Annotated in this window: 29 protein-coding genes; 19 read left to right on the top strand and 10 right to left on the bottom strand. The window is 31.2% G+C overall.

The features are described from left to right. The 8 genes from QOR43_RS00765 to dnaX form a co-directional block, all read right to left on the bottom strand. A complete protein-coding gene (locus QOR43_RS00765; protein WP_265133608.1) occupies positions 1 to 627 on the bottom strand; it encodes a sigma-70 family RNA polymerase sigma factor in 627 nt (208 codons plus the stop codon). 88 nt (positions 628 to 715) lie between these two features. Continuing rightward, positions 716 to 1747, bottom strand: a complete 1032-nt coding sequence (locus QOR43_RS00770) for a thiamine pyrophosphate-dependent enzyme (protein WP_265133609.1) — start codon at positions 1745 to 1747, stop codon at positions 716 to 718. Between the two features lie 3 nt (positions 1748 to 1750). Continuing rightward, complete coding sequence (locus tag QOR43_RS00775) at positions 1751 to 2941, bottom strand: thiamine pyrophosphate-binding protein (protein WP_265133610.1); 1191 nt, start codon at positions 2939 to 2941, stop codon at positions 1751 to 1753. A gap of 17 nt (positions 2942 to 2958) precedes the next feature. After that, positions 2959 to 3264 carry a 4Fe-4S binding protein gene (locus QOR43_RS00780; protein WP_265133611.1) on the bottom strand — a complete coding sequence of 102 codons (306 nt, stop codon included), beginning with the start codon at positions 3262 to 3264 and terminating at the stop codon, positions 2959 to 2961. Between the two features lie 20 nt (positions 3265 to 3284). Further along, positions 3285 to 3881: a 2-oxoacid:acceptor oxidoreductase family protein gene (locus QOR43_RS00785; RefSeq protein ID WP_265133612.1), complete on the bottom strand. Its 597-nt coding sequence runs from the start codon at positions 3879 to 3881 to the stop codon at positions 3285 to 3287. Positions 3882 to 3960: 79 nt separating this feature from the next. Continuing rightward, positions 3961 to 4560 (bottom strand): recombination mediator RecR, encoded by a 600-nt coding sequence (recR, locus tag QOR43_RS00790; RefSeq protein ID WP_265133613.1) that lies wholly within the window; start codon positions 4558 to 4560, stop codon positions 3961 to 3963. Further along, positions 4560 to 4892 carry a YbaB/EbfC family nucleoid-associated protein gene (locus QOR43_RS00795; RefSeq protein WP_265133615.1) on the bottom strand — a complete coding sequence of 111 codons (333 nt, stop codon included), beginning with the start codon at positions 4890 to 4892 and terminating at the stop codon, positions 4560 to 4562. Before QOR43_RS00795 ends, recR begins: the two co-directional genes overlap by 1 nt. Positions 4893 to 4904: 12 nt before the next feature. Further along, positions 4905 to 6341 (bottom strand): DNA polymerase III subunit gamma/tau, encoded by a 1437-nt coding sequence (gene dnaX / locus QOR43_RS00800; protein WP_265133616.1) that lies wholly within the window; start codon positions 6339 to 6341, stop codon positions 4905 to 4907. A 127-nt stretch (positions 6342 to 6468) separates the two neighbouring features. Here dnaX and QOR43_RS00805 point away from each other — a divergent pair, with 127 nt between their 5' ends. The 19 genes from QOR43_RS00805 to lnt all read left to right on the top strand — a co-directional run bounded on the left by QOR43_RS00805 (position 6469) and on the right by lnt (position 23872). Then, complete coding sequence (locus QOR43_RS00805) at positions 6469 to 6816, top strand: hypothetical protein (RefSeq protein WP_265133617.1); 348 nt, start codon at positions 6469 to 6471, stop codon at positions 6814 to 6816. A 12-nt stretch (positions 6817 to 6828) separates the two neighbouring features. Beyond that, entirely contained in the window at positions 6829 to 8028 is a 1200-nt protein-coding gene (locus QOR43_RS00810; protein ID WP_265133618.1) for a phosphoglycerate kinase, read from the top strand. A gap of 1 nt (position 8029) precedes the next feature. After that, positions 8030 to 8815: an inositol monophosphatase family protein gene (locus QOR43_RS00815; RefSeq protein ID WP_425609128.1), complete on the top strand. Its 786-nt coding sequence runs from the start codon at positions 8030 to 8032 to the stop codon at positions 8813 to 8815. A gap of 97 nt (positions 8816 to 8912) precedes the next feature. Then, positions 8913 to 9038 (top strand): zinc ribbon domain-containing protein, encoded by a 126-nt coding sequence (locus QOR43_RS08585; RefSeq protein ID WP_425609129.1) that lies wholly within the window; start codon positions 8913 to 8915, stop codon positions 9036 to 9038. Positions 9039 to 9393: 355 nt separating this feature from the next. Beyond that, entirely contained in the window at positions 9394 to 10806 is a 1413-nt protein-coding gene (purF, locus tag QOR43_RS00820; protein WP_265133619.1) for an amidophosphoribosyltransferase, read from the top strand. 53 nt (positions 10807 to 10859) lie between these two features. Next, positions 10860 to 12095, top strand: coding sequence for an aspartate kinase (locus QOR43_RS00825; RefSeq protein WP_265133620.1), 1236 nt, complete (start codon positions 10860 to 10862; stop codon positions 12093 to 12095). After that, positions 12088 to 13509, top strand: coding sequence for an acetyl-CoA carboxylase biotin carboxylase subunit (gene accC / locus QOR43_RS00830; RefSeq protein ID WP_265133621.1), 1422 nt, complete (start codon positions 12088 to 12090; stop codon positions 13507 to 13509). Before QOR43_RS00825 ends, accC begins: the two co-directional genes overlap by 8 nt. Before the next feature lie 13 nt (positions 13510 to 13522). Next, the gene (eno, locus tag QOR43_RS00835) at positions 13523 to 14800 is read left to right on the top strand and encodes a phosphopyruvate hydratase (protein ID WP_265133622.1); all 1278 of its coding nucleotides are present in this window, start codon (positions 13523 to 13525) and stop codon (positions 14798 to 14800) included. Further along, a complete protein-coding gene (locus tag QOR43_RS00840; RefSeq protein WP_265133623.1) occupies positions 14754 to 15173 on the top strand; it encodes an FtsB family cell division protein in 420 nt (139 codons plus the stop codon). Before eno ends, QOR43_RS00840 begins: the two co-directional genes overlap by 47 nt. Positions 15174 to 15175: 2 nt before the next feature. Then, entirely contained in the window at positions 15176 to 15841 is a 666-nt protein-coding gene (locus tag QOR43_RS00845) for an HAD family hydrolase (protein ID WP_265133625.1), read from the top strand. Then, positions 15814 to 16599, top strand: a complete 786-nt coding sequence (locus QOR43_RS00850; RefSeq protein WP_265133626.1) for a citryl-CoA lyase — start codon at positions 15814 to 15816, stop codon at positions 16597 to 16599. The genes QOR43_RS00845 and QOR43_RS00850 overlap by 28 nt, the downstream gene beginning before the upstream one ends. A gap of 66 nt (positions 16600 to 16665) precedes the next feature. Next, positions 16666 to 18408, top strand: a complete 1743-nt coding sequence (gene ilvB / locus QOR43_RS00855) for a biosynthetic-type acetolactate synthase large subunit (protein ID WP_265133627.1) — start codon at positions 16666 to 16668, stop codon at positions 18406 to 18408. A 4-nt stretch (positions 18409 to 18412) separates the two neighbouring features. Further along, positions 18413 to 18976 carry an acetolactate synthase small subunit gene (gene ilvN, locus QOR43_RS00860; protein ID WP_265133628.1) on the top strand — a complete coding sequence of 188 codons (564 nt, stop codon included), beginning with the start codon at positions 18413 to 18415 and terminating at the stop codon, positions 18974 to 18976. Between the two features lie 38 nt (positions 18977 to 19014). Next, positions 19015 to 20016 carry a ketol-acid reductoisomerase gene (gene ilvC / locus QOR43_RS00865; protein ID WP_265133629.1) on the top strand — a complete coding sequence of 334 codons (1002 nt, stop codon included), beginning with the start codon at positions 19015 to 19017 and terminating at the stop codon, positions 20014 to 20016. Positions 20017 to 20018: 2 nt separating this feature from the next. Then, positions 20019 to 20642 (top strand): CDP-alcohol phosphatidyltransferase family protein, encoded by a 624-nt coding sequence (locus QOR43_RS00870; protein WP_265133630.1) that lies wholly within the window; start codon positions 20019 to 20021, stop codon positions 20640 to 20642. Positions 20643 to 20651: 9 nt separating this feature from the next. After that, positions 20652 to 21311 (top strand): RibD family protein, encoded by a 660-nt coding sequence (locus tag QOR43_RS00875; protein ID WP_265133631.1) that lies wholly within the window; start codon positions 20652 to 20654, stop codon positions 21309 to 21311. A gap of 9 nt (positions 21312 to 21320) precedes the next feature. Beyond that, a complete protein-coding gene (gene moaD, locus QOR43_RS00880) occupies positions 21321 to 21566 on the top strand; it encodes a molybdopterin converting factor subunit 1 (RefSeq protein ID WP_265133632.1) in 246 nt (81 codons plus the stop codon). Positions 21567 to 21571: 5 nt separating this feature from the next. Continuing rightward, complete coding sequence (gene thiD / locus QOR43_RS00885) at positions 21572 to 22342, top strand: bifunctional hydroxymethylpyrimidine kinase/phosphomethylpyrimidine kinase (protein ID WP_265133633.1); 771 nt, start codon at positions 21572 to 21574, stop codon at positions 22340 to 22342. Positions 22343 to 22351: 9 nt separating this feature from the next. Next, positions 22352 to 23872: an apolipoprotein N-acyltransferase gene (gene lnt / locus QOR43_RS00890; protein ID WP_265133634.1), complete on the top strand. Its 1521-nt coding sequence runs from the start codon at positions 22352 to 22354 to the stop codon at positions 23870 to 23872. On the opposite strand, the gene QOR43_RS00895 is transcribed toward lnt, so the two are convergent. Both QOR43_RS00895 and sfsA read right to left on the bottom strand, forming a co-directional pair. After that, positions 23856 to 24590, bottom strand: a complete 735-nt coding sequence (locus QOR43_RS00895) for a metallophosphoesterase (RefSeq protein WP_265133635.1) — start codon at positions 24588 to 24590, stop codon at positions 23856 to 23858. The two genes, lnt and QOR43_RS00895, sit on opposite strands and share 17 nt — an antisense overlap. An 82-nt stretch (positions 24591 to 24672) precedes the next feature. Next, positions 24673 to 25359 carry a DNA/RNA nuclease SfsA gene (gene sfsA / locus QOR43_RS00900; RefSeq protein WP_265133636.1) on the bottom strand — a complete coding sequence of 229 codons (687 nt, stop codon included), beginning with the start codon at positions 25357 to 25359 and terminating at the stop codon, positions 24673 to 24675. Between the last annotated feature and the right edge of the window lie 104 nt (positions 25360 to 25463).

Here is a 25463-nt window from a genome sequence, read left to right on the forward strand (position 1 = left end):
TTATAAATCAATTTTAATCAGAATTTCTTTTAATTTTTTTAATGCATTAGCTTTTATTTGTGATATTCTTCCTAAGGAAATACCTAATTTTTCAGCTATCTCCTTTGGTTCTTTCTCTTCAAAATATAGCATATGTATTATCGTTTTTTCGGATTCGTTTAAAGTATCCAATATCTTTTCTAAATATTCTTTCTGATATTTTATAAAAAAATGTTCTTCCGGTGTTTTTTCATAAGAAATAAGATAATCTGCAAAACTTCCGTCTTCTTCATTCTCAGAAATAGCCCTGTCTATACTTAGTAGTATAGCTGAGTTGGATATTGGTATATCTAATTCCTGATTTTCTTCTTCTGTTATATAATCTTTCATAGTTCTGGGCACTATTTGAAGTGAGCGAAGATAATCTAATATCTCCCCTCTTATCCTTATATATGCATAAGTGGAAAATTTTGCTTTTTTTTCATCATAATTTTCTATTGCTTTAAGTAGACCAATAACTCCAACATTTACAAGGTCATCAAATTCTACATCACAACTATCTGGCAATTTATAATAAATCTTACTTGCCACTTTTTTTATTAAAGGAAAATTTTCCAATACAATTTTTTCTTTTTCTTTCTTATCCATAGAGAATATTATAACAAGAAAAAAAGAGAATAAAATTGAGATTTAAGAAAATAAAGGAGAGGTGGTTTAAGCCACCTCTTGTATGAATTTATTCTTTATCTTCGCCTTTAGGGAGTGCAAAGAGTGCTTCGTAATCTATTCCTTCTTGTTCTGCCAACTTTTTAGACATTTCTTCAAGAGCTAAGAGATAATTCCATCTGTCATCAACTTCTTTCTGAATTTTTGCAACAATTTCAGGGTATTTTAATACATGTTTCCATCTTGGCTGGGCTGAAATATATTCTTCTATTGGTTTTGGTCTTTTTGGTTTAACATTAACTTTCCAATATTTTCCATTTATAACTTCATAAACCGGCCAGTATCTTGTTTCAACTGCAAGTTTAGCAAGTCTCATTGTATCTTCCGGTGCAAATCTCCAAGAAAGAGTGCAAGGTTGAAGAGCATTTATAAATTTAGGTCCTTTAAAGGTCATTGCTTTTTTAACTTTTCTTGTTAAATCTCTGTATATATGAGGAGAAGCCTGAGCTACATATGGTATTCCATGGGCTGCCATTATCATTGTTAAGTCTTTTCTTGGTTCTTCTTTTCCTATATGGGCAGAGCCTACCGGTGTTGTTTTAGTATAAACTCCAAGTGGAGTAGCAGATGACCTTTGATAACCTGTATTTTGATATCCTTCATTGTTATAGCATACATAAAGGAAATCATGTCCTCTTTCTACTGCTGCTGATAATGCTTGAAGTCCAATATCATAACTACCACCATCACCAGCAAAAGCTACGAATGCCACATCTTCATTATATAATCCTTTTTTCTTTAATACTTTATAAGCAGCTTCTACTCCACTTATTACTGCACCTGTTGATTGGAAATTTACATGAATCCATGGAGTATTCCAAGCAGTGTAAGGATAAACACCGGTTGTAACTTCAAGACAGCCTGTACCAGTTGCTACAACAGTTGGCTTATCTATAGCAAGTAATACTTCATTAACAATAGGTGGTATTCCACAACCAATACACATTCTATGTCCTGGAGCAAGTGGGTTGTGTGAATGGAACTTTTCTTCTCTTTCTTGAGCTAAATCTGCTAATACTTGAATAGTTACTTTTTTTGCCATGGCTTATGACCTCACTTGTAAGTATTCTACTAAATTTTCTCTTGTTTCAATACCTTTTTCTAATCTTTCTAATCTATCTAAGGCTCTAACAAATTCTTCTGTTAAAATCTCTCTTCCACCAAGACCATAGATAAAGTTGTGAATATATGGTCTGTTTGGATTATTGAATAAAGCTGTTGCAACATCTTTAAATAATGGACCACCGATTCCATCAAAAGAATCAGCTCTATCAAGGACAACAACACCTTTTGCTTTTGATAATGCCTGAGCTATTTCTTTTAGAGGGAAAGGTCTGTATAATCTTATTTTTATTGCTCCAAATTTTCTTCCTTGTTCTCTCATAATATCAACTGCTTCTCTCAATGTCCCAAAAGATGAACCCATTGAGATTGCTATATATTCTGCATCATCTGTTTTGTATTCTTCTATAAATCCATAAAGTTTTCCTGAAATAGCTTCAAATTCTTCTGCTACTTCTCTTACAATATCATAAGCTTTTAACATATCAACATGTTGTTGATATCTACATTCTGTATAATAATCCGGTTGAGCAGTAGCACCGTAAGTAACAGGTTTTTTGAAATCAAGTAATGGATAAGGTATTCTATGAATTCCAGAAGGACCTACAAAATCTCTAACAACTTGGTCATCTAAAATCTCAACATTTTCTATGGAGTGGGAAACAATATATCCATCATAATTTACCATAACCGGAATAAGAGCTTTTTCTGAAATCTTTACTGCTTGGATAATGTTATGATAAGCTTCTTGAGCATTTTCTGAAAATAAAGATATCCAGCCAGAATCTCTTGTCAGCATAGAATCGCTATGGTCACAATGTATATTTAAAGGAGCAGATAATGCTCTATTAACATCTAATAAAACGATTGGAAGTCTCATACCGGAAGCAACATATAAATTTTCTACCATATATGCTATACCTGGACCTGCAGATGCAGTAATAACTCTTGCACCGGCAGCTGCTGCTCCGATACATGCCGCCATAGCAGAATGCTCACCTTCCACCGAAACCATATCTGTATCAACTTCACCATTTGCAACATATTCTGCAAAAAATCCCATTAATTCTGTTTGTGGAGATATAGGATATACAGCTGCAACATCAAAATTTATCTGTCTCATTGCTTCTGCAGCTGCTTGATTACCTGTTAATGCAATAACTTTACCGGCCATATTTTAAACCTCCTAATTTATTCAATCTCTTTTAATTTGATTTCCATTTCAGGAACCATTTCTAATGCGTCGTATGGACATTCTACGGCACAGATACCGCATCCTTTACAATAATGGAAATCTGTTTCAAATCTTTGCTCCCTATTTACCGGAATAGAATCATCAGGGCAGAAAATCCAGCAGATTAAACAATTTGTACATTTATCAGTATTTAATACAGGTCTAAGCATTCTCCAAGAACCTGTATTATTTATCATACTGGAACCGGCTTCCGGCACTATTGAACCTATAGGAATCTCAAACCATTTTTTTAACTCATACATATATATTACCTCCTATTAAATTAAGCTTTATAAACTTCTTCATATCCTCTTCTTAATGCTTTTAAATTTTGCTCTAAAACAGCTCTTAATTTAGAGCTTGCTCCGAAAGCTTCCGTAATTTCTTGTTCAAGGGCTTCTAAATCAACAACTCCTGTTGCTTTAGCTACAGCACCGAGAACAGCTGTATTTGGAATATTTCTTCCAAATTCTTCCATAGCTATTTTAGAAGCATCTACTATCCAAAGCTCATTACTGGGTATGCCAAGTATTTTTCTTACCTTTTCAGGTGGGAAATTTGTATTAACTATAAATATTGTATTTTCATCTGTTCCTTTTACTATGATATCCCTTATAGTAAACATAAGTGATGGGTCTGTTATAATTACTATTTCCGGATGTTCTACCGGAGCCCTTGTATGTATTTCTTTATCTGAAATTCTTGTAGATACTTTAACCGGAGTTCCTGACCTTTCCAATCCAAATTCCGGCATAGCCTGACCGTATTTTCCACGGATAATAGCAGCAGATGCTAACATCTTCGCTGCTGTAACTGTACCTTGACCACCTCTACCATGCCATCTAATTTCTTTTTGAGCCTTTTCTGATGCTACTGCCATGAGATTTTACCTCCTAAAATATTAAAAAATATTAAAACATTGTTATATAAATATAACACTAAATTAATAAAAAAACAAGTTAAATCTTAACTTTAAGCTCAATTGCTTTTGTTAAGGTAAATTCATCTGCATTCTCTAAGATAGCACCGAAAGGAAGTCCATAAGCTAATCTTGAGATAGTTATATCTTTATTCTTTAATAAATTGGCAATATATAAAGCTGTTGCTTCGCCTTCTACTGTTGGATTGGTGGCAAGTAAAATTTCTTTTATTTTTAATTTTTCTACCCTTTGTAATAAAGAGCTGATATTTAAATCTTCTTCTGTAATTCCTTCAAGTGGTGATAATCTTCCACCAAGGATATGATAAAGTCCATTATATTTGCCTGTTTTTTCTATAGCAAAAGCATCAAAAGATTCTTCAACAACACAAATTATACTCTTATCTCTTTCTTCAGAGTTACATATAGGGCATATCTCTTCTTCTGAAAAGATACCGCATTCTTTACAGGGATGTATTTTTTCAAGCATTAAGGATAAATCTTTTATTATATTGATTGCATCTTTTCTTGGCATTTTAAGAAGGTTTACGGCAAACCTTTGAGCTGATTTTTCTCCATATCCCGGTAAAGATGATATATCTTCAATTACATTTTTTAAAATTTCCGGAATAACATCCATTAAAACAGACCACCGAGTTTTGATATATCAAAACCAAGTCCGGAAGCTTCTGCCATTTTTTTAGTCATCATTTCTCTTGCTCTTTCTTGAGCTTCATTGATAGCAGATATAAGTAAATCTTTTAGGACTTCTGCATTTTCTTCATTTAAAAGAGATTTGTCTATATTAATATCTACAACTTCTCCTATACCATTAGCAATAACTTTTACCATTCCGGTTCCTACTTCTACCTCAATATTTTCTTTCTTTAATTCTTCTTTTGCTTTTTCTATATTTTCCTGCATCGTCTTAAGTTGTTTCATCATCTCTGCAATATTTCCAAAATTAAACACCTGAAAAACCTCCTATCTATCTTCTTTTATTATTTTTGAACCGGGAAATAAATTAAGTATTTTACTAACTGCTTCATCTCTTTCTTCTTTTTTCTTTTTTTCTTTCTTTTCTTCTTTTTTATAAATAATCTCTATTTTCTTAGGAAAATATGTTTGAATCTTGTCTAATTTTTCTTTAATTAAATCTGTTGTCTCATCTAAATGAAAGATAAATCTGTCTTCTTTTTCTTCAATATTTATTTTCTTTATCAGATGCCCTATTACAGGTTCTTCTTTTGCTATTTTTGTTAAAACTGCTTGTAGATTAAATTTTTCTTCCGGTTTAGTTTCTACTTGATTTATCTCTTGATTTATTTTCTGTTTTTCAACGGTTTTATCTATACCTTTATCTATAACCTCTGATATGCTCTTTAGGTTATTGATATATTTTAGTTTTGCTATATTCAAATTATAAATTGGCTTTGGATTTATAAAATTTCTTGCTTCTATATATGCCCGTGTTAAGATATTTTGAATATATATAACAGTATCAATATTAAAGTTTGTTTCTTTTCTGGTAGCAATATCTATCAATATTTCTTCAAATTTTGATATAAGTTGTTTAAAAAATAAGTTTAAATCATATCCTTCTCTATCAAGATTTTCTATGGTTTTTATAACTTCTTCTGCTTTTAGATTATGTAAATTTTCTACAACCTCATTTAATATATTGGTTGGAATGATACCGAGCATCTGTTCTACTGCTTTTGTTGTTAATTTTCCTTCGGAAAATGTTATTGCTTGGTCTAATAAGCTTGCAGAATCCCTTACACCACCTTCACTTGCCTGAGCAATTATATTTAATGCTTCTTCTTCATAAGGTATATTTTCATTTTCTAAGATTTTTCTCAGATAATCTTTTATTTGATTTATTGTAGGTGGTTTGAATAAAAATATCTGGCATCTTGATTTTATTGTTTCGGGTATTTTGTGAAGTTCTGTTGTTGCAAGTATAAATATATTTCTTGGCGGTGGTTCTTCCAAGGTTTTTAAAAGGGCATTAAATGCTTCTCTTGTAAGCATATGAGCTTCATCTATTATATAAACTTTATAATTGCCTTTTACCGGTGCATAATTGATATTTTCTTTTATATTTCTTATATCATCTATACCTCTGTTTGATGCTGCATCTATCTCATATAAATCCGGAAATGCTCCTTTATTTATTTGAATACAGTTTTCACATTCATTGCAAGGTTCAAAATCTTGGGGATTTTTACAGTTTAATACTTTTGTCAATATTCTTGCAATGGTTGTTTTACCTATTCCCCTTGAACCGGCAAATATATATGCATGGGAAATTCTATTTAGCTTTATTGCATTTTTTAATGTTTTAACAACAAAATCCTGCCCTATAACCTGACTAAATTTTTGCGGTCTATATTTTCTTGAAAGGGCTTGATATGCCAAATACTTATCCTCAAAATTTAATTAATTATCTATATTATAAGCAGTTTTGATTTAATATTCAAATTAAAATTGTCCATTGATAATGATGTTATAATAATATATGAAAATTTTTCATTGAGAGGTTTAAATGAAAAAAATAAATGATTTTCAAATGTTATTAACACAAGAAATCACAAATTTAGACAGATTTATCATCAAAGCACCTCTTGGAACAAATGAGTTTTGGAGTCAGTGGCAAGAAAAAGCCGGTCAGATAGTTATTACAAAAGCAGCCATAAAAAAAGCATTAAAAATATATAAAGGAAAATTACCGGAAGAAGAGATAGCTAAATTGCAGGCTGTTCTTGACAGTTATAGAGAGATAGCATCTTATTTAGAACTGCTTAGAGAAACTGCTTTAAGATTAAAAGGAGTATCGTCAGATAACTGGGATATTTTTGATAGTATTGAAGATGATGATGAAATAGAATTTTAAGAGGAGGTAGAGATGTTTAACGGCTTTCTTACTTTGAAAGATGTTGATGTTACAGGAAAAAGAGTTTTTGTAAGGGTTGATTATAATGTTCCACTTGATGAGTATGGGAATATAGAAGATGATATAAGAATAAGAGAAACCATACCAACGATAAATTATCTTCTTGATAAAAAGGCAAAAATTATTCTTGCATCACATCTTGGAAGACCAAAAGGAAAGCCAAATCCAAAATATTCTTTACTTCCTGTAGCAAAAAGATTAGAAAGATTGTTAAACAAAGAAGTAAAATTTTTGCCGGATTGTGTAGGTAGTGCAGTAGAAGAAGAAGTTTTTAATATGAAAGAAGGAGATATTATTCTTTTAGAAAATTTAAGATTTCATCCGGAAGAAGAAAATAACGACCCTGAATTTTCAAAACAGTTAGCAAAATTAGCGGAAATATATGTTATAGATGCTTTTGGCACCTGTCATAGAAAACATGCTTCTGTTTATGGTGTAAAAGATTTTATACAGCCAATAGTTATGGGATTTTTACTTGAAAGAGAACTTGAATATTTTGAAAAAGCCTTACTTAATCCTCAAAGACCGGTAGTAGCATTTTTGGGTGGTTCTAAGGTTTCATCAAAACTTGGAGTTATAAAATATCTTATAGATAAAGTAGATAAAATATTTATCGGCGGAGCTATGGCTTTTACCTTTATAAAAGCCCTTGGATACAATGTTGGTAGTTCTCTTGTTGAAGAAGAGATGATTGAAGAAGCCGTTTCTATAATAGAAAAAGCAAAAGAAAAAGGAGTTAAATTTTATCTACCTGTTGATTTTGTATGTGGTCAGGCAATATCTGACCAAACAGCTGTTATTGAAGTTGCTTGGCAAGAAATACCAAAAGGTTGGATGGGATTAGATATAGGACATGCTTCAATAATATTAATAAAAGAGATAATAAAAGATGCCCAAACAATTGTATGGAATGGGCCAATGGGTGTTTTTGAGATAGATAAATTTAAAATGGGAACATTTTCACTTGCCCATGCAATTGCAGAATCTCCGGCATTATCAATAGCCGGTGGTGGTGATACAGATTATGCAATTCATAAAGCGGGTGTTGTAGATAAGATAAGTTATATATCTACCGGTGGAGGAGCTTTCTTAGAACTCTTAGAAGGAAAAGAGCTTCCTTGCTTACAAGCAATCACAAAAATGGAGAAATAAATTGATACAAAATAATTTTTTAGATGTTGCAAAAGAAGCTGCAATCATCGGAGGATTAGTTTTAAAGGAAAATTTTAAAAAGATAAAAAAATCTGATATACAAGAAAAAGGAATAAAAGATTTTGTTACATATGTTGATAAATACTCTGAAGAAAGAATAAGAACTTTTATATTATCTTGTTTTCCGGAACATGCATTTCTTGGAGAAGAGGACGGAAAAGTAGGTAATCCAAATAGTGAGTATATATGGATAGTAGACCCATTAGATGGAACTAAAAATTATATTGCAGGGTTTGAAATTTTTGCTGTATCTGTTGCCCTAAAAAAAAATGAAGAGATTATAGTCGGAGCAATATATATTCCGATGCTTGATAAATTATATTGGGCAGAAAAAGGAAAAGGTGCTTATCTAAACGGTGAAAAGATATATGTTTCAAATAGAGATATTGAATCTGCAATAGTAGCAACAGGATTTCCTTATAGGTCTGTGGCAGAGCTTGATAATTATCTACTTGCTCTTAAGGAAGCTATGATAACCTTTTCAGGAGTCCGAAGACCGGGAGCTGCTGCTATTGATTTAGCTTTAGTAGCAGAAGGAGTTTTTGATGGATTTTTTGAGATGAAATTATCCACATGGGATATATCTGCCGGTTTGCTTCTTATAGAAGAGGCAGGGGGAATATATTCTAATTTTCAAGGGACAAAAGATATGACAGATGGAGATGTTATAGCCGGAAATCCTATGATTTATAATCAATTAATGGAAATCATAAAAAAATATTATTAATTCGTTAAATTAATGTTAAATTAAATCTGATAAAGCTCATAATATTTGTGATATAAATATGTTAGCAAATAGTTTCCCCTTTTTATAGAGGTTCAAAATAAAGAAAGGATATGCTGTAGATGATATATATCCACGATACACATCACAAAGATGCAGTAAATGTGGAGCTATCTGTGAAATGTTTTCGCCTAATAGCTCTACTGCATTATTTGGGTGTCAATAAGCAGGTAGGGAAGACGGCTCAGTGGTGCCGTTGGGAGTTTCCCTGAAAAGTTCTTCAAAAAGATGGACAAAATCTAAGGGGAGTTCCCGAAAGTCAGCAGTTGTTAATGCTTGAATATGTTTTTTGGCAACTGTTGACACCACGATGGAAATTTTGCAGCCGGTATAAAACCAATAAAAGCATTAGCTTACAAATATAAAGATATGAAAAATCCTGTTAAAGTTGTTGTCTGGGTTCAAACAATAGAATAATAATAGAATAATATAGCAGGTAGGTTTAAAAGCCTACCTTTTTTCTCTTTTTTATTTTATATTATTTATTATCAAAACTTATTTTTTTATGAGGTATTTTAAAAATGTGTGGAATATTTGGAGTTTTTAATAATAAATCTGCAGCAGAGCTTACATTCCTTGGTCTTCATGCATTACAACACAGAGGACAGGAATCTGCCGGAATAGCTGTATCAGATGGATATGATATAAATGTTAGACTTGGACAGGGTCTTGTTACAAAAGCAATATCAGATGAAGATTTAAAAGAGTTAAAAGGAGATATTGCTATCGGTCATGTTAGATATTCAACAGCCGGTGGTTCTAATCCTAAGAATATCCAACCATTTTTTGCTCATTTTTACGGCGGAAGTTTTGCCATAGCCCATAACGGCAATCTTGTTAATGCAAATAGTTTAAGGACAAAGTTAGAAAAAGAGGGAGCAATTTTCAGGTCTACATCGGATACAGAGATATTTGTTCATCTCATCGCTCGCTCTAAGAATCCACCACCATCCCATATTAATCTTCATAAAAATGATACAGAATTTTTACCTCTTGTATTTGAAGCAATGGGAAAAGTTAAAGGAGCATACTCTTTACTTATTTTAAGAGAAAAACAACTTATAGCAGTAAGGGACCCTTTTGGATTTAGACCTCTTTCTCTTGGAAAAAATAAATCAGGAAGTTATTTTTTTGCTTCTGAAAGTTGTGCATTTGATATAGTAGATGCAGAATATCTAAGAGATATTAATCCGGGAGAAGTGGTTGTTATAGATGATGCAGGTATTCGCTCTTATTATCCTTTTGAATATCCACAAAATCTTAAAAAATGTATATTTGAGTTTGTATATTTTGCAAGACCTGATAGCATAATATTTAAAGATTATGTATATGAAATAAGAAAAAATATGGGAAGAAATCTTGCAAAAGAATATCCAATAGATGCTGATTGTGTAGTACCTGTATTGGATTCAGGTTTAGTTGCAGCAATGGGATATTCAGAAGAAAGTGGCATTCCACTTGAGATAGGAATAATCAGAAATCATTATGTAGGAAGAAGCTTTATCCAACCTACTCAAGAAATAAGGGATTTAAGTGTTAAATTAAAATTAAATCCGGTTAGACAGGCAATAGAGGGAAAAAGAATAATAGTTATAGATGATTCACTTGTTAGAGGAACTACAAGTAAAAAAATAGTTAATATGCTACGAAGAGCCGGAGCAAAAGAAATCCATATGTTAATTAGCTCACCACCTGTTATAAGTCCATGTTATTATGGTATAGACACACCAACAAAAGAAGAGCTCATTGCAAATAATATGAGTATAGAAGAGATAAAAAATTTCATAGGAGCAGATGGCCTAAATTATCTATCCTTAGAAGGAATGCTTGATGCAGCAGATAAAACAAAAGGCTACTGCACCGCATGTTTTACCGGTATTTATCCTGTTTTAGATGAAGAAGAGTTAGTTTTATCTGAGAAAAAAGATATTTAAATATATGTTAAAATTTTTATTATAAAAATTGGAATTGTTAAAAGGAGGAAGCATTGCCTTTAATTGTTCAAAAATTCGGTGGAACATCAGTTGGAAATATAGAAAGAATAAAAAATGTTGCTAAAAAAGTGAAAAAAGCAGTAGATGAAGGAAATAAAGTTGTTGTAGTTTCTTCTGCAATGACAGGGGAAACAGATAGATTAATATCACTTACAAGGGAGTTATCAAACAGACCAGACCCAAGAGAACAGGATATGGTTGTATCTACCGGAGAACAGGTGGCAATAGGATTACTTGCAATAGCTTTAAAAGAACTTGGGATAAATGCAGTAAGTTTAACAGGATGGCAGGTGCCTATAATTACAGATAATGCTTACACAAAAGCAAGAATATTAAAAATAGATACCCATAGAATACATAAAGAGCTTGATGAAGGTAAAGTTGTAATAGTAGCCGGATTTCAAGGTGTTACAGAATATGGTGATATAACAACCCTTGGAAGAGGTGGTTCTGATACTACGGCAGTAGCACTTGCTGCTGCATTAAAAGCAGATGTTTGTGAAATCTATACAGATGTTACCGGTGTATTTACAGCAGACCCGAGAATTGTTTCATCAGCAAAAAAAATACCGGTTATCTCTTATGAAGAGATGATGGAAATGGCATCCCTTGGCTCCAAAGTAATGCAGATACGCTCTGTTGAGTTTGGAGCTAAATATGGTGTTAAAATACATGTAAGGTCTTCTTTTGTAGATGAAGAAGGAACTTGGATAATGGAGGAAAATGAAGAGATGGAAAGAGTTGCAGTTAGAGGAATAAGCCATGAATTAAAAGAATCTAAAATAACAGTGGTAGGTGTTCCGGATAAGCCGGGAATAGCTGCCAAATTATTTAAAGCTCTTGGAGATAAAAATATTGTTGTGGATATGATTGTTCAGAATGTATCCCATCAAGGCTTTACAGATATATCTTTTACGGTAAATAAAACTGATGCTGATTATGCAGAAGAGATAGCAAGGGAAGTTGCAAAAGAAGTAGGTGCAAAAGATGTTGAAAGAAATGATAAAATTGCAAAAATCTCCGTTGTAGGACTTGGTATGAAAACCCATGCCGGTGTAGCTGCAAAAATGTTTGAAACATTATATAAAGAAGGAATAAATATATATGCAATATCTACATCAGAGATAAAAATTTCTTGCTTAATAGATGAAAAATATGCAGAGCTTGCAGTAAGAGCATTACATGAAGCATTTATAGAGAATATGGAAACGGAGATACAGTATGATTAGAAAGCTACTTATTGCAAATAGGGGAGAGATAGCAACAAGAATAATAAGAGCATGCAAAGAGCTTGGTATAAAAACAGTTGCTATATACTCGGAAGCAGATGCAAAAAGTATCTATGTAAAAAAAGCAGATGAATCTTATCTTATACCTGGAGACCCTATTCAGGCATATCTAAATTATTTTAGAATAGTAGATATAGCAAAAGCAACAAAATGTGATGCTATACATCCCGGATATGGATTTTTATCAGAAAATCCAGATTTTGCAAGATATTGTCAGAAACAAGGAATAATCCTTGTAGGGCCAAAACCGGAACATATTGCTTTATTCGGTGATAAAATGGCTTCTAAAAAAGCCATGAAAAAGCTTGGTGTTCCAGTTTTGCCAGGAAGTGATGGTCCAATTTCTGATTTAAACGAAGCAAAAAAAATAGCAAAAGATATAGGTTATCCGGTTATTATAAAAGCTGCCTATGGTGGTGGCGGTAGAGGAATGAGAATTGTAAGAGAAGAAAAAGATTTTGAAGATGCATTTAAATCTGCTTATGGAGAAGCTAAAAAATTTTTCGGCAAAGGTGATGTATTTATAGAAAAATATATAGAAAATCCAAGACATATAGAAGTTCAGATAATGGCAGATAAATATGGAAATGTTATACATCTTGGTGAAAGAGATTGCTCAATCCAAAGAAGACATCAAAAAGTTGTAGAGATAGCTCCATCTCCAAATCTTGATTCTGATTTAAGAAGAGAGATACTCAGGACATCGGTTAAAGCAATGTTTAAGATAGGATACGAAAATGTCGGAACCATAGAGTATATAGTTGATGAAAACAATAATTTTTATTTTATAGAAATGAATACAAGGATTCAGGTTGAGCATACGGTTACAGAGATGATAACCGGAGTAGATATAGTTCAGAGAATGATTGAGATAGCAGAAGGTGAAAAGCTTGGATTTTTACAAGAAGATATAACAACAAGAGGATATGCAATAGAATTTAGAATAAATGCAGAAGACCCTACCAAAAATTTTGCACCATCTGTTGGAAAGATAACCTCATACTATTCACCTGGAGGACCTGGAGTAAGAATAGATGGAGCAGTTTATAAAGATTATGTAATTCCACCTTATTATGATTCAATGATAGCAAAACTTGTAGTTTGGGCTTTAACATGGGATCAGGTGGTAAACAGAGCCCAAAGAGCATTAGATGAATTTATTGTAAGGGGTGTACCTACTAATTTACCATTACTTAGAGCTATAGTAAGAGACAAAGATTTCAGGGAAGGTAAATTTACAACAAAATATTTAGATGAAAAATTACCTACGTTTAAAATATTAGCAGAAGAAAAAAATTTAGAAGATTTAGCAGTAGCAATATCAGCTGCATTGGCAGCTTATCATAAATTATAAAAAGGAGGTAGTTATGTCTACAATAGTAGATATTAGAGCAAGAGAAGTCTTAGATTCAAGAGGAAATCCTACAGTAGAAGCAGAGGTTTTACTTGAAAGTGGAGTAGTTGCTTCTGCAATCGTTCCAAGCGGTGCTTCAACCGGAGAAAATGAAGCCCTTGAATTAAGAGATGGAGATAAAAAAAGATTTCTCGGAAAAGGAGTTTTAAAAGCTGTAAATAATATTAATGAAAAAATTGCAGATTTATTAATCGGTGAAGATTCTGAAAATCAAGTAAGAATAGATAAATTAATGATAGAAGCAGACGGAACAGAAAATAAATCAAATCTTGGAGCAAATGCAATCCTTGCAGTAAGTTTAGCAGTAGCAAGAGCAACAGCATTAGAGCTTGGGATACCTCTTTATAGATATATCGGTGGCATAAATGCAAAAGTTTTACCGGTTCCGTTAATGAATGTTATAAATGGTGGTGCCCATGCAGACAATGGTCTTGATTTCCAAGAGTTTATGATTGTGCCTGTTTGCGGTGGTTCATTTAAAGAAGCATTGAGAGCTGGTGTTGAAACATTCCATACATTGAAAAAAGTTTTACAAGAAAAAGGGCTTGCAACAAATGTAGGCGATGAAGGTGGATTTGCTCCTGCATTAAACTCTACAAAAGAAGCATTAGATTTATTGATGCTTGCAATAGATAAAGCAGGTTATACACCAGGAGAAGATATATTAATAGCCCTTGATTGTGCATCTTCTGAGCTTTATGATGAAGAAGAAAAATTATATACCTTTGAAGGTAGAAAATTATCTTCTGAAGATATGATAATTTTATATGAAGAAATTATCGGAACATATCCTGTTATATCCATAGAAGATGGACTTGCAGAAAATGATTGGGAAGGTTGGAAAAAATTAACAGAGGCAATTGGAAAAAAAGTTCAGCTTGTAGGAGATGATTTATTTACAACAAATCCGAAAATAATAGAAAGGGGCATAAAAGAAAATATTGCAAATTCCGTTTTAATTAAATTAAACCAAATAGGCACATTGACCGAAACCTTAGATGCAATAGAAATGGCAAAAAATGCAGGATATACAACTATAATATCCCATAGGTCAGGTGAAACTGAAGATACATTTATAGCAGATTTGGCAGTTGCAGTAAATGCAGGACAGATTAAAACCGGTTCTGCATCAAGAACAGATAGAACTGCAAAATATAACCAATTACTGAGAATAGAGGAAGAACTTGAAGAAACAGCAATCTTTAAAGGAAAACAAGCATTTAAAGTTTGATATAAATATTGAAAAATTTTTGCCGGTAATTACCGGCATTTTTTTTATTTATGGTGTTTATATTGTTTTATTCAGTGAAAATAATATCCAATCTATTTTTCAAAAATTACAGGTTAAAGAATCCCTTGAAAAAGATGTAAAAGCATTAAAAGAAGAAAACAGATTACTGAGTAATCAAAAATATTACCTTGAAACAGACCCATTTTATATAGAAAAAAAAGCAAGAGAAGATTTAGGACTTGCTATGGATAATGAAGATATTTATGTTATAGTAGATAAAAACCAAAATCAAAAAAATAATATTTCTCAGCAAAAAACAGAAGAAAGATGGATAGATAAAATAATCAAGCTATATAAAGCCGTCAGGGAATAAAAATGGAACTTTATATTTTTGATTTAGACGGAACAATTATTGATTCTTCAAAAGATATAGCAAAAGCAGTAAATTATGCTTTTGAAAAATTAAGATTAAACAAATTTCCGGAAGAAGAAATTGTAAAATATGTAGGATACGGAGCAAGAAAATTAATTGAAGATTTAATCCCTGACAAACAGGATTATTGGGAAGAAAGTTTAAATTTATTCAGAGAGTATTATAACCAAAATCCTTCCGTCCATACTAAACCATATCCTTATGTTAAAGAAGTTCTTGAATATCTTAAAGAAAATAATAAAAATATAGCAGTTTTAACAAATAAATATGAAAAAATATCAAAAGATATACTAAAAGATATAGGGCTTTGGGAATATATAGATTTAGTTGTAGGAGCAGATACCTTAGATACAAGAAAACCTGAGCCTGATGGTGTTTATTTTATATTAAAAGTTTTAGAAAAAAATAAAGAAGAAAGTATCTTGATAGGAGATAGTGAAGTAGATGTTTTAACCGGAAAAAATGCCGGAATAAAAACTGCTTTATTACTTCACGGATATGGAAATAAAGAGTTAGCTAAAAATCTAAATCCTGATTATATATTTAAAGATTTTAAAGATTTATTAAGTGAGGTGAAAAAATGGAATGGAAAACAGCTATCACTTTAAACAAAGGAAATGAGATATATCTTAGAGGATATAATTTATTGGAGCTTGTTGGAAAAATATCTTTTACAGAGGCAATATATTTAACATTAAAAGGAGAGTTTCCTTCAGAAAAAGAAGTTAAAATGCTTGATGCTATATTTACATCTATTGTAGACCATGGTATAGCAGTGCCTTCAGTAATGGCTTTAAGAAATGTTATATCCGGTGGTAATAAACTTCATGTTGGTGTGGCTGCAGGAGTTTTAACTTTTGGTGATTATCACGGCGGAGCTTTGGAAGATGCAATGAGATTATTACAGGAATGGGCTAATAAATCGGATAATTTAAGGGAAACTGCAAAAGAGTTGGTAGAAAAAGCAATAAAAGAAAAAATGTTGCTTGCAGGTTTTGGACATAGATACTATAAAGATTTTGACCCAAGAGCAAAAAGATTAATAGATTTAGCAAAAGAAATAGGATTTTTCGGAAAACATTCAGAATTTGCATTATATCTTGAAGAAGAGATATATAAGATAAAAGGAAAAAAATTAGTTCTAAATGTAGATGGAGCAATAGCCGGTATAACATCTGATATGGGATTTGATTGGAGAGTAGGAAAAGGATTTTTTATTATCGGAAGAATTCCCGGATTAGTAGCCCATGCTTTTGAAGAACTAACTATGGAAAAGCCATTTAGAAGATTAGATGAAGATAAAGAAGTAAATTATATAGGAGAACCACCAAGGGAATTACCGGAATATATAAAAAACAGAAAATGAGCTTTCTCATTGTTAAATCTACAAATAACTTTATGATATAATTTTAAAAATTTTGAGGTGTAAAAAATGGTAAAAAGAGGAGCAGATATAATAATAGATGTTTTAATAAAAGAAGGTGTTGATACAGTATTTGGTCTTCCGGGCGGTGCAATAATGGAAGTTTATGATGCATTATTTGATGCACCGTTTAAAAATGTATTAGCAAGACACGAACAAGCAGCAGCCCACATGGCAGATGGATATGCAAGGGCAACAGGAAAAGTAGGAGTAGTGATAGCAACCTCAGGACCTGGGGCTACAAATCTTGTAACAGGGCTTGCTACGGCATATATGGATTCTATACCTATGGTAGCTATAACGGGACAGGTTCCAACCCATTATATCGGAACAGATGCATTTCAAGAAGCAGATGTAATAGGTATAACCAGACCTGTAACAAAACATAATTTTCTCGTAACAGATATCAAAGATTTGCCTTTAATATTAAGACAGGCTTTTTATATAGCAAGAACAGGAAGACCTGGGCCGGTTTTAGTAGATATACCAAAAGATATAACCCAGCAAAAAAGTGAGTATTATATCCCAACCGATGAAGAGGTAAAAGAATCCCTTCCAGGTTATAATCCTCATGTGGAAGGAAATCCTGTCCAAATAAAAAAAGCAGCCCAGTTAATCAGACAGGCAAAAAGACCTGTTTTATATGTAGGTGGTGGAGCCATATTATCAGATGCAGCAGAAGAAGTATATAAGTTAGCCCATCTTACAAGAATACCGGTGACAACTACAAATATGGGTAAAGGTGCATTTCCTGAAAATGACCCTCTTGCACTTCATATGCTTGGAATGCATGGAACATATTATGCAAATATGGCAGTTTATAATAGTGATTTACTTATAGCAGTAGGAGCAAGATTTGATGATAGGGTTACAGGAAAAATAACAGAATTTGCACCTGAAGCTAAAATAATACATATAGATATAGACCCGGCTTCAATCAGTAAAACCATTACAGTAGATGTTCCTATTGTTGGAGATGTAAAAATAGTTTTACAAAAATTAATAAAAGAACTTGAAAAGAAACCTATTGATTGGATAGAAGCAAGGGAAAACTGGTTAAAACAGATAGAAAAATGGAAAGAAGAACATCCTTTAAAATATAGACAATCTGATAAAATTATAAAGCCTCAATATGTTATAGAACAGATATATGAAGTTACAAAAGGAGATGCTATCGTATCTGCCGGTGTAGGACAGCATCAGATGTGGGCAGCTATGTTTTATAAATACTCATATCCAAGACAATTTTTAAATTCCGGTGGGCTTGGAACAATGGGATTTGGTTTTCCGGCAGCAATCGGGGCTAAAATAGGAAGACCGGAAAAAACAGTTTTTGCAATAGAAGGGGATGGTTCTTTTATAATGAATGTTCAGGATTTAGCAACAGCAGTTCAATACAGGGTTCCTGTTAAAGTCGCAATAATTAATAATGGTTTTCTCGGAATGGTTAGACAGTGGCAACAATTTTTCTATGATAGTAGATATGCAAGTGTATGTTTATCAGTTCAACCGGATTTTGTTAAACTTGCAGAGAGCTTTGGAGCAGTAGGACTTAGAGCTACAAAACCATCAGAAGTAAAAGAAGTTTTAGAAAAAGCAATGACAATTAATGATAGACCTGTTATAATAGATTTTGTAGTAGATAGAGAAGAAAATGTTTTACCTATGGTTCCGGCAGGAAAAAGTTATAGAGAGATGATTTTATCACCGGGTAAAAAGGGTGAAGCAGAAACTATGTATTTAGTGGGGTAGATTTATGGAAGATATAAAAGTTGTTAAAACAAGACCAGAACCGGAAAAAAGAATAAGAAAACATACAATAGTTGTAAAAGTTATGCATAATTTTGGTGTATTGGCAAGAATAACCGGATTATTTGCAGGAAGAGGGTATAATATAGAAAGCCTAACCGTAGGAAGAACCCATGAGCCTAATGTTGCAAGAATAACATTGGTAGTGGAAGGAGATGAAAGGGTAATAGAACAGATAATAAAACAACTAAGAAAATTGATAGAAACATTAAGAGTAAGAGATATAACAGATATTCCACATATAGAAAGGGAGCTTGCCCTTATAAAAGTTCATACAGCAGATGAAAAAGCAAGAGATGAAATAATGAGATTAGTTAACATATTCAGGGCAAAGGTAGTTGATGTATCAACAGATACATACACAATAGAGATAACCGGCGATAATGAAAAAATAGAAGCATTTATAGATTTACTTAGACCATTTGGATTAAAAGATATAGGAAGAACAGGAACCCTTGCATTTATAAGGGAGTCTGCCAGCAGAAAATTAGATAAATATACAGCAGAATAAAATTATGTTAAAATTTAATAAAAAAACAGGAGGTTTAAATGGCAGCTAATATTTATTATGACCAAGATGCATCCTTAGAGTATTTACAGGGAAAAACAGTTGCAATTATTGGATACGGAAGCCAGGGACATGCCCATGCTTTAAATTTAAGAGATAGTGGTATTAATGTAGTTATAGGTTTATATACAGGTAGCAGGTCTGCTCAAAAAGCAAAAGCAGAAGGTTTTGAAGTTCTACTTCCTGATGATGCTACTAAAAAAGCAGATGTAATAATGATATTAACACCGGATACAGTTCAACCGGCTTTGTATCAATCTGCAATTTTACCTAACTTAGATGAAGGAAAAGCCCTTGCATTTGCCCATGGATTTAATATCCATTTTGGACAGATTGTTCCACCTGAATATGTTGATGTATTCCTTGTTGCTCCAAAAGGACCGGGACATCTTGTAAGATGGATGTATGAGGAAGGAAAAGGAGTTCCTGCATTGTTTGCAGTATATCAAGATTTTACAGGAAAAGCAAGAGAGATAGCAATGGCTTATGCAAAAGGTATAGGTGCAACAAGAGCAGGATTAATAGAAACAACATTTAAAGAAGAAACAGAAACGGATTTATTTGGAGAGCAAGCTGTTTTATGCGGTGGTGCTACTGCTTTGATAAAAGCAGGATTTGAAACATTGGTAGAAGCAGGTTATCAACCAGAAGTTGCTTATTTTGAATGCCTACACGAGCTTAAATTAATAGTTGACCTTTTATATCAATATGGAATCTCCGGTATGAGATTTTCTATATCAGATACTGCAAGATACGGAGATGTTACAAGAGGAAAAAGAATTTATGAAGCAGTAAAACCAATCCATAAAAAAATATTAGAAGAAATCCAAGAAGGGCTATTTGCAAAAGAATGGATACTTGAAAATGTTGCTAACAGACCACACTTTAATGCACTTGTTAAAAAAGATGAAGAGCATCCAATAGAAGAAGTAGGTAAAGAATTAAGAAAAATGATGCCTTGGCTTGGTGGTAAAGGATTATAAAAATGAATTTAACTTCCAAGAGAAAGATTATAAAAAAAGTATATGAACCGGTTGGCATTCTTATTGCCAAAACCCATATAACTCCTAATATGATAACAATTTTATCTGTGATAGTCGGCGTCTTCGCCGCTATCTATTATTATAAAGAAAAGCCTTTAATAGGAGCTTTACTTGTTTTTATAAGTGGTTTTTTTGATTTGATGGATGGGATAGTAGCAAGAGAAACAGAAAAATCCTCAAAATTCGGTGCAGTTTTTGATTGGCTGGCAGACAAATTTGTTGATGGATTTTTGATATTTTTTATAGGAATAACCTACTCAACACCTTTTATAACAGCACTTGGTATTACGGCTACAATGCTACATACATTTATAAAACCGGTAGCTTATGCAGAAATAGGTTTTTCAAATAGGGAAAAAGGAAAAATAGAAGACCCTCTTGAAGGGATAGGATTTTTCGGAAGACCTGAAACATTGTTAACAATCATTATTTTCTCTATATTTGAACATTTTAATATTTTAGGTGGTTTAGAATTTGGATTTAAGCTGATAGTTACATTAACTATTTTGTCTTTAATGCAGAGAATAATATATCTATATGTTAAATATAATAAAGATTATGACTAAGAGGGGAATATGAATCGTCCTTATACAATTATTGTATCTGAAGTCACCGTTGATGGAAAATTAACATTAAGAAAAGGTCGCTCTTCAAAAGAAATTATGCAGTTTATGGATGAAGAAGCAAACAGATATTTACATGAAACAAGAGCAAAAGTTGATGGTATTATGGTAGGAGCAGAAACAATAAGAACAGATAACCCATTTTTAACCGTCAGATATGTAGAAGGAAAAAATCCAACAAGAATAATCCCAACCTCAAAAGCAGATATTCCTTTTGATGCAAATATACTCGGAAAACATGCTCCAACAATAATTGTAACAACAGAATCAGCACCGAAAGAAAAGGTAGAAGCTTTAAAAGAAAAAGTAGAAGTCCTAATTATAGGGAAAGAGTCTGTAGATTTAATTAAGATGATGGATAAACTTTATAGCCTTGGAATACATTCTCTTATGGTAGAAGGTGGCTCTACATTAAACTGGCAGTTATTAAAACTTGGATTAGTAGATGAAATTAGAATTATACATATGCCATTTATTGTAGGTGGAGAAAATACACCTACATTTGTAGGTGGAAAAGGATTTGAAAAATTAGAAGATGTTATTAAATTAAAGTTAAGAGCTCATTTTTTAAGAGGAAGCCATCTTATAACCGAATGGGAAGTTAAATATTAGGTGAAAAAAATGAAAATAAAGGTTTTATATTTTGCTTCCTTAAAGGATAAATTAAAAAAAAAGGAAGATATAATAGATTTAAAAGAAGGCAGTAAAGTAGAAGATTTACTAAATGATATAATATCAAAATATCCTCAAATTCAGGAATTAATCCAAAAATGTATGATAGCAGTAAATGAAGAATATTCTTCAAAAGATAGAGTATTAAATGAAAATGATATAGTTGCTATTATTCCTCCGGTAAGCGGTGGATAAAAATAATGAAAAAGGCATTAACTGTTGCCGGTTCTGATAATAGTGGTGGTGCCGGTATCCAAGCAGATTTAAAAGTTTTTTCTGCTTTTGGTATTTATGGTATGACTGCTATAACATCTATAACGGTTCAAAACACAAAAGGAGTAATAGAAACTATACCGGTAAATTCCCAAACTCTTTATAATCAAATTAAATCCATTGCAGAAGATATAGGAATAGATGTTTTAAAAGTAGGTATGCTTCAAACAGCAGAAAATGTAGAAATTTTATCAGAAGCAATTGATAAATTTAATTTAAATCTAAATGTTATTGATACAGTTATAAAATCAAAAAATAATAAATCTTTACTCAATGATGAAGCTATTGATTTATTTATAAAAAAAATAATCCCAAAAAGTTTTATAATAACGCCAAATATTCCGGAAGCAGAAAGATTAACCGGAAATATTATTAAAGATATTGAAGATATGAAAAAATCAGCAAAAGAATTATACAAGATGGGAGCAAAATATATAGTTTTAAAAGGCGGACATCTCCCTATGGAAAACAAAGTTTTTGATATTATCTATGATGGAAAAGATTTTGTTATTCTTGAATATCCATTTGTAAAAGCAAAAAATACCCATGGAACCGGCTGCACCTATGCATCTGCAATTGCTTCAAATATAGTAAAACAAAAAGATATAATTAAAGCAATAAGAATAGCAAGGATATATCTTCAAGGAGCAATAGAAAACAGCACCGATATAGGATTAAATCATTTCTGGATGCATTAGGAGAATAAATTGATATCTGCAATTTTATCAGGTGCTTTTCTTTCAGTATCTTTGCCTAATTTTTTTATACCTTTTGCTTTTTTAATAGGTTTTTATTTATTTTTTGATAATTTGTATAAATACTCTACAAAAAAAGCTTTAATTTATAGTTTTTTAACCGGTTTAATTTTTTCATTTTTATCTTTCTATTGGATCATTTATGCAATAAATTATTATGGAAAAATCAATATTTTAATATCCTCAATTTTATTTATTATTTTCAGTATTGCTTACTCATTATATAGCTTTGTTTTATTTGGCTTCATACAAAAAATTATATTTAATAGATACGGAATAATCGGAATTTTTTTATCGCCATTTATATGGGTTTTTATGGAGATATTCAGGGAGTTTTTCCCTTTTAATGGATTTCCATGGAATTTATCAGGATATATGTTATCTTATATAAATCCTGTCGCACAGATTGCTTCAATAACATCTATTTATGGAGTTTCTTTCCTTGTATTATTTTTTTCTTCTTCATTTTTTTACTTTATTAAATGTAGAACAAAAAAATCATTATCAGTTATAGTTTTGAATATATTTATTTTTGTAATAATTTTTATTTATGGAGAGTTTAGAATAAATAACTATCAAGATAATGGAAAACCTTACAAAATAGCTATCTTACAAGGAAATATTTCTGAAGAACTGAAATTAAATCCAACAGTTGAAATAAATAAAAGCATAATTGATAAATATATTAATCTTTTTAAACAGGCAGAAAGATTTAATCCTGATTTGGTTGTTATGCCTGAATCTGCTATCCCTATTTTTCCATTTGTAGATACTCCTTTAAAAGAATATTTTTTTAAAAATATAGAAAATATAAAGATTCCTTTTATATCCGGCTTTGATAATCTTCTTTTAAATGAATATGGAGATATTGATAAAATTTATAACTCTTTAATTTTGTATTATGAAAATAAAAATATAAAAGGTATTTATAATAAGATTAAACTTGTGCCTTTTGGTGAATATAATCCTTTTAATATAGGTTTTATAAAGGAATTATTTCCATATCTTCAAGGGTATGATTTTAGACAGGGGGATAAACAAAATATCATAACTTTCAAAGATTTAAAGATTGCTTCTTTAATATGTTTTGAAGCAATATTTCCGATTTATGTTTCCGATTTTGGAGATTTTAATCTGATTGTTAATATTACTAATGATGGTTGGTTTGGTAGAACATCTGCCCCATTTCAGCATTTTGAGATGAGTAGAATAAGAGCAATAGAAAATGGAACTTATCTTGTAAGGGCTGCAAATACAGGTATATCTGCAATCATAAATCCGGTTGGGAAACCTGTTGCAATTTCAAAATTATATACAGATGAAATAATTGTAGGTAATATATACTCCAAGCCGGTTAAAACAATTTTTAAATCTTATAAATATCAAATCTTTTTCGGTTTTATTATTATTTTTATTGGATTTTTAATATTTTTAGAAACTAAAAAGAGAAAATATTTTAATCTTCAAAGCTAAAATAAACTTTTTTAGATTTTACAAAAATAAATTCATCTAAATCTGGAATATAAGCGGTTAATTTATTGCCTAAAACTGCACCGGTATCTATTCCATAACAAAGATTGTTAATATAAGGCTCATCAAAAACTACATGACCGTATATAATCTTAGGAGAGTTTTTATTTATTTCTCTATGTTTAGTCCAATCAACCCTTTCAGGAAAACCTTTTTCTGTATATCTACCGGTTGTTTCCCCATAAAGAACAAATGATTTAACCTGTTTATCTTCCCTACCTATCATCTCATCTTTTATTCCGGCATGGGCTACTACAATATTGTTATTTATTTTTAAATATAATGGCAAATTTTCATAATACGAAATAACTTCTTCTTTTATTTTTTCTCTTTTTTCTTTATTTAAAGCCAAAAACTCAGATACGGTTTTTTGCATTCCGTGAGATATATTTACATTATTGCCTTTTAAATATCTTACGAATTTATCAAGATGATTACTTTTTACTTCTAAAAATCTACCTTTTTTATATAAATCTATACAGTAAAGTAAAGTTTCTATATTATAATCACCCCTATCTATTGTATCTCCTACACTGATTATAACTATATCTTTTGAGTATTCTTCAAGCAGTTTTATAATTTCTTTAAACTCAGTTAAACAACCATGAATATCTCCAACAACTGCATATATCTTATCTATATTTAATTCAAATGATGCCATCAATCTTCTCCAATTAAAAATTTTTTACAATTTAAGGTTTGCTTGTTTTATTTGCAATAAACAGATTTATTTCAGATTTCGTTTATTCACAGATTTTTATATTTTCTTTTAGTATTACATTAAAATTTTTATCAATTTCTATTTTAAAACCTTTAAATTCAACTCCATTTTGTAGGGCTTTGAAAAATGTATTAAAAAATTTTTCATCAACCTGCTTATAAGGATAAAAACAATTACATTTTCTAACAGCCATAAATAATATTATTGCCTTATATCCTTGCTTTTTTGCTTCTATTAATTCTTCCAGATGTCTTGCTCCTCTTTCTGTTGGTGCATCGGGGAATAAACATTTATTTTCAATTAAAAGATTACTTCCTTTTAACTCAACTAATATATTTTCATTAATAAGATAATCAATTCTGCTATTTCCAAATTGAACTTCTTTTTTTATTTTATCCGGAATAAAACCAAGAACTCCTTTTTTTATAGCTTCTTCTCCGATTTTAGAATATAAGGAAGTATTTAATAGAACTATTTCTCCATCTACATTTATTGCAATTATTTTATAATCTGTTTTCATATCCGGATTATTTTTTATCACAAAAACCTGTCTTCCTTTGATAAATATCTCTTTTAATCTTCCCGAGTCTGCTACATGGCAAGTAATAATCTCATTGCCTTTCTTACAGATGGCTTTAAAGCGGTTTGGCCTTTCTAAAAAAACCGCTTCTTCAATCTTTCCTAAGCTTTTTAAATCAAATAAAATCATAAAAAAATTATACTATAAATTAAAAACAAGAAAGGTGACTATAAAACCACCTTGCAAGAGTTGTTAATAGTTGTTATTAAAATATTTGATTATTTTATTTTGAG

Source organism: Venenivibrio stagnispumantis (assembly GCF_900182795.1).
Classification (GTDB): domain Bacteria; phylum Aquificota; class Aquificia; order Aquificales; family Hydrogenothermaceae; genus Venenivibrio; species Venenivibrio stagnispumantis.

Bases quoted from the DNA above. Each gene is read 5' to 3' on its own strand.
- recR (WP_265133613.1), bottom strand. From the start codon at position 4,560: ATGGATGTTATTCCGGAAATTTTAAAAAATGTAATTGAAGATATATCA.
- QOR43_RS00845 (WP_265133625.1), top strand. From the start codon at position 15,176: ATGGAACTTTATATTTTTGATTTAGACGGAACAATTATTGATTCTTCA.
- eno (WP_265133622.1), top strand. From the start codon at position 13,523: ATGTCTACAATAGTAGATATTAGAGCAAGAGAAGTCTTAGATTCAAGA.
- QOR43_RS00805 (WP_265133617.1), top strand. From the start codon at position 6,469: ATGAAAAAAATAAATGATTTTCAAATGTTATTAACACAAGAAATCACA.
- thiD (WP_265133633.1), top strand. From the start codon at position 21,572: ATGAAAAAGGCATTAACTGTTGCCGGTTCTGATAATAGTGGTGGTGCC.
- QOR43_RS00870 (WP_265133630.1), top strand. From the start codon at position 20,019: ATGAATTTAACTTCCAAGAGAAAGATTATAAAAAAAGTATATGAACCG.
- moaD (WP_265133632.1), top strand. From the start codon at position 21,321: ATGAAAATAAAGGTTTTATATTTTGCTTCCTTAAAGGATAAATTAAAA.
- QOR43_RS00850 (WP_265133626.1), top strand. From the start codon at position 15,814: ATGGAATGGAAAACAGCTATCACTTTAAACAAAGGAAATGAGATATAT.
- purF (WP_265133619.1), top strand. From the start codon at position 9,394: ATGTGTGGAATATTTGGAGTTTTTAATAATAAATCTGCAGCAGAGCTT.
- ilvC (WP_265133629.1), top strand. From the start codon at position 19,015: ATGGCAGCTAATATTTATTATGACCAAGATGCATCCTTAGAGTATTTA.
- QOR43_RS00765 (WP_265133608.1), bottom strand. From the start codon at position 627: ATGGATAAGAAAGAAAAAGAAAAAATTGTATTGGAAAATTTTCCTTTA.
- QOR43_RS00785 (WP_265133612.1), bottom strand. From the start codon at position 3,881: ATGGCAGTAGCATCAGAAAAGGCTCAAAAAGAAATTAGATGGCATGGT.
- QOR43_RS00810 (WP_265133618.1), top strand. From the start codon at position 6,829: ATGTTTAACGGCTTTCTTACTTTGAAAGATGTTGATGTTACAGGAAAA.
- accC (WP_265133621.1), top strand. From the start codon at position 12,088: ATGATTAGAAAGCTACTTATTGCAAATAGGGGAGAGATAGCAACAAGA.
- sfsA (WP_265133636.1), bottom strand. From the start codon at position 25,359: ATGATTTTATTTGATTTAAAAAGCTTAGGAAAGATTGAAGAAGCGGTT.
- ilvN (WP_265133628.1), top strand. From the start codon at position 18,413: ATGGAAGATATAAAAGTTGTTAAAACAAGACCAGAACCGGAAAAAAGA.
- QOR43_RS00770 (WP_265133609.1), bottom strand. From the start codon at position 1,747: ATGGCAAAAAAAGTAACTATTCAAGTATTAGCAGATTTAGCTCAAGAA.
- QOR43_RS00775 (WP_265133610.1), bottom strand. From the start codon at position 2,941: ATGGCCGGTAAAGTTATTGCATTAACAGGTAATCAAGCAGCTGCAGAA.
- QOR43_RS00875 (WP_265133631.1), top strand. From the start codon at position 20,652: ATGAATCGTCCTTATACAATTATTGTATCTGAAGTCACCGTTGATGGA.
- QOR43_RS00780 (WP_265133611.1), bottom strand. From the start codon at position 3,264: ATGTATGAGTTAAAAAAATGGTTTGAGATTCCTATAGGTTCAATAGTG.
- ilvB (WP_265133627.1), top strand. From the start codon at position 16,666: ATGGTAAAAAGAGGAGCAGATATAATAATAGATGTTTTAATAAAAGAA.
- QOR43_RS00895 (WP_265133635.1), bottom strand. From the start codon at position 24,590: ATGGCATCATTTGAATTAAATATAGATAAGATATATGCAGTTGTTGGA.